Consider the following 3,989-nt stretch of genomic DNA (forward strand, 5'->3'; position numbering starts at 1 on the left):
CCAGGATATTGACATAGATCCATAAGATTAAACTCAACGACGGTTCAGAATGGGAAATAATTAAAACAACTAGTAACAAGGGATTACTGTTAAAGCAAGGAGTAAATTATAAAATAGTAAAGGATTATTATAATATGCAATTGACAGTAGAAAAAGCTGAAAAGAAAAATTAAGTATACTTTGGCACTCACTAACGTAGGTTTTTTTTACGACACAATCGGATGATGAACAGTATTCTCCCTGGGGGAGATCATGTATGGCTTGAAGGAGCCTATTCAAGTTGTAGGTTGAGGGTATTGATGCTGGATTCAGAGAAGATACGTGTTACTCATTACGAATTAATGAACATACTAGGTGCAAATATTATTTAGACGCGCTCGGCATGAAATCCATAGCATTTACAATCGTTGTTTGAAGGTTGCAAGTCTGTATCCGCGCATGGAAGACTGCGGACAGAGAGTGATTTGTATCCGTCTACTTCTGGGGCGTAGGGAGCTGGATAGGATTTATTGATGGCTAAAGGTGGAGTTGGCGAGAATGTATCCGGAATGAGGAGGCTTGTGACAGTCCTCATTTGGTTTTTTCTAGTTACTTAAAGGGAACAGTAAGATCTTCATAATTTAATATGATTAGTATCCCAATCATCCGCTAAACATTTATGGTGCTCAATCTGGTATACTTAATGTAAAAAATGAACTTGAAAAGGTGGTTATTGTGAATAATAACTTTATTTTAAATCGTTTTTTTTCACAAGCGACTTTTGATAACGCATTGAATATCGGTACAAATTCGATTTATGATGAATGTGTTAAGCAATATGTAGATAAAGCGAATGTAGAAACGAATATAGAAATAATTGAGGAGCTTTATCACTATTTGCAAAAGAACTATCGCAATGAATATTTTTATAAGAATACACTTTTTAATAAAAATATCATAGGTAAGCATAGCTTGCATACAACGACTGCACTTACTGAAGTTCCGATTCATAAGTCAAAGGCAGATTTTATTAAGATTAATGGAAAAGCCATTGTCTATGAAATTAAAACTGAGTTGGATTCCCTTGAGAGATTAGAGCAGCAGCTTGCTGATTATTATAAGGCTTTCACAAATATCTATGTAATCACTAGTGAGTCTAATGAAGAAAAAGTGGGGAAAATGTTAACAGGGACCAATGTTGGTCTCATGGTTCTGACAAAGCGCAACCAATTTAGTGAAAGAAAAAAGGCTATGGAAGACTATTCTTTACTGGATAAAGAAGTTATGTTTAAGGTATTAAGAAAAGATGAATTTGAAGCCATTATTGAAGGTTATTATGGTTTTTTACCTGAAACCAAGCCTGTTTTTTATTATAGTGAGTGTTTCTTGCTATTCAACAAGATTCCGCTACTAAAAGCACATGAATTATTTGTTAAAGAGTTAAAGAAAAGAAATAAATTGAACGTTCAAAATTACTTAGAACATGTCCCCTATGAGCTACGCTTCTTAGCATATTTTTCACAATCAATCCAAAAGAACTACCAAGAACTAAGCCGTTTTTTAAAAAATGACTGGAGGTATTAATATGTACTTTCCTTATCTTAGAGGTAGGCAATTTGAATTAATCGCTTTGAGGGAGTTAGTTGAATATGGATTAATATATGAAAATATAATCCCTGTCATTGAGCCCATAAAACCAACTTCGACACTTCAATCAACTTTAGCCAAATTTGTTGAATTCGAGAAAAAAGTAGCGGTTATAAAGAATCCACAAGTGGGAGACTTTTTAAGTGAGTATCAAGATATCCGTCCAGAATCCGATTTGATAAATTTAATGGAAGATCCAAATAATCATATTATCCAAGCTCATATAATGAATCCAAACTCTGAGATGGAGATTGAAGAGTGGATGAGGAATGGTGTGAATTTAGAAGGATTATTAATAGTAAATACAAACCGAGATTGTTTATCGACTTATAAAACTCTGTTTAGGGAATCTGTACCAAATTATGTTTTAATCCCGGATAGTACAACATTTCGAAGAAGTATATCTGCAAATCGTGTTCTGTTCGAAGATCGCTTTCTCTCTCTAAAGGAAGCCAGAAATGCTGACTATAAAGATAAAGATGAATTTTTCTCAGAAGCTCATCTGTTTTATGAAAGCGAAAACTATAGTGGCTTTTCCGACTTTTCGATAGTGGGGGCTGATTTCAGTGAAGGTGGATTTGCACCCTACGCGGTAGCTATTCATATTGTTTATTTTGGAGAAGATGAGGAATTAAGGGTGAAAAGTTTTGTATCTGATTCGAATGATGATATTAGAGACCCCGCAAAAAAATACTATGAAGCACTTAGTCATTTAATGAAATGGCTCGAAAGTAATCCAATGGAGACTTATGCTTTAGAACAATTCAAGAAGCATCATACAGAAGGAACATACCCTGGACTGGGCACTGTCAAGAAATTATCCATTATGCATCATCTCCAATTAATGAGTAGCTATTTAGATTGGAAAAACAGCCTATGATTTGCTGTGTCAAGTGTTTCAAAGATAGTGAAATCATTGCAATCATTGAGTCTTTGGAGGTCAAAGGTGATTGTGAAGTGTGCAATCAGACAGATGTGTTTATTTACGATACCGACCAAAACAATAGATTGACAGAACTTCTTGAGGGATTGGTAGAAATCTATACACCGGCGTCAGAGATGCCAGAGGAGTTAAAGAAATATCGAGCTGATTTTTCGTTGTTGAAAGATGAGTTACATACAAAATGGAATTTGTTCAATGTGGATAGTTCCAAAGCTTACGAATTAATCATAGGAATTTGTAAGGGGAAGTATGAGCAATCACCAGGCCTGTTTGAAGAAGCAGTAGGTATTAGGAAAATGTATGATACTGAGTTCAAAAAAACTCATTCGATATTAAAAAACGCTACTTGGAAACAATTCACTGAAGGAATCAAGCATCAAAATCGCTTTCACATTGAGTCTTTTAATGCGGAGGTCTTCAGGAAAATTATTGGTTACGCTTCAACTACTTATGAAAAAGGCCATATTTTTTATCGTGCAAGATTATCCAATGAGCGGGATATCCCATTCCCAACAAATGAGATGGGACCGCCCCCCAAAGGAATGTCGACGAATGGTCGTGTAAATCCCTATGGTATTAGTTGCTTATATTTAGCGAGCAATGAAGATATTGCTATTAAAGAAATTAGGGCGGGACTTCATGACAATGTAACAATCGCTAAATTTGAGTTACTTGAAAAGATTGAGGTTATTGATTTCACGATGATCGATAAGTTCAGCCCATTTCTAGGTGCTGATTTAGATTTCAATTATGAAAAATATGCCGTTAACAAAGAACATCTTGTGCATATAGCAAATGAAGTTTTACTCCCTTCCAAACGTGGCGATTCCCAACTAAATTATTTACCGTCACAGTACATATCTGACTTTATTAAAAGTCGCGGAAGGAATGGCGTCAAGTATCAAAGTACAATGGATAAAACCGGCTTTAATATAGCTGTGTTTGACGAGAACTTATTGGATTGTAGGGAAGTTAGCTTTCATAGAGTCACTGAAATCTACTACAAATGGGAATGAATATAGGATTAAGTTAAACGATACTTGTTTGTTTTCATTTTAAATAGAGCTGTAATCTTGCAAGAGTAGTCGTACATAGTTGGGCGGGACCTATTCGAATCGACGGCATTGACGTTGGATGCGTAGAAGATACAGGCCGTCTTTACGAATTGATGCACATGTTGACGGCAGATAATATCGTGGTACATCCAGTATGGAAGTCACGATATTATCTGCCTTCGGGGCCGAATATGAAGGCAGAAGAGCAAGAGAGTATTATTGCTCTTCTATTTAAAAAATTGAATAGATGAAATAGAAACCTCAATGAATCAGGAAATGATAATTTTCTGTTTCATTTGAGGTTTTTTTGTTTGGCTGTAATCAGTCTAAAGGGCTGAAATCTGTTAATGACATAAGAAATCGTC

At 35.3% G+C, this 3,989-nt stretch carries 3 protein-coding genes; all 3 read left to right on the forward strand.

Annotated elements, in window-relative coordinates; translation table 11 throughout:
* The first annotated feature begins 714 nt into the window (after positions 1-714).
* From R2B77_RS17725 to R2B77_RS17735, 3 genes are read left to right on the forward strand one after another with little or no spacing between them, the layout of a single operon-like run.
* The gene (locus R2B77_RS17725) at positions 715-1,563 is read left to right on the forward strand and encodes a sce7726 family protein (protein ID WP_203249333.1); all 849 of its coding nucleotides are present in this window, start codon (positions 715-717) and stop codon (positions 1,561-1,563) included.
* A gap of 1 nt (position 1,564) precedes the next feature.
* Complete coding sequence (locus R2B77_RS17730) at positions 1,565-2,506, forward strand: sce7725 family protein (protein ID WP_203249332.1); 942 nt, start codon at positions 1,565-1,567, stop codon at positions 2,504-2,506.
* Positions 2,488-3,585 (forward strand): RES family NAD+ phosphorylase, encoded by a 1,098-nt coding sequence (locus R2B77_RS17735; protein ID WP_203249331.1) that lies wholly within the window; start codon positions 2,488-2,490, stop codon positions 3,583-3,585. Before R2B77_RS17730 ends, R2B77_RS17735 begins: the two co-directional genes overlap by 19 nt.
* The last annotated feature ends 404 nt before the right edge of the window (positions 3,586-3,989 follow it).

Origin of the sequence: Sporosarcina beigongshangi (genome assembly GCF_033485195.1) — a bacterium.
Lineage (GTDB): Bacteria > Bacillota > Bacilli > Bacillales_A > Planococcaceae > Sporosarcina > Sporosarcina beigongshangi.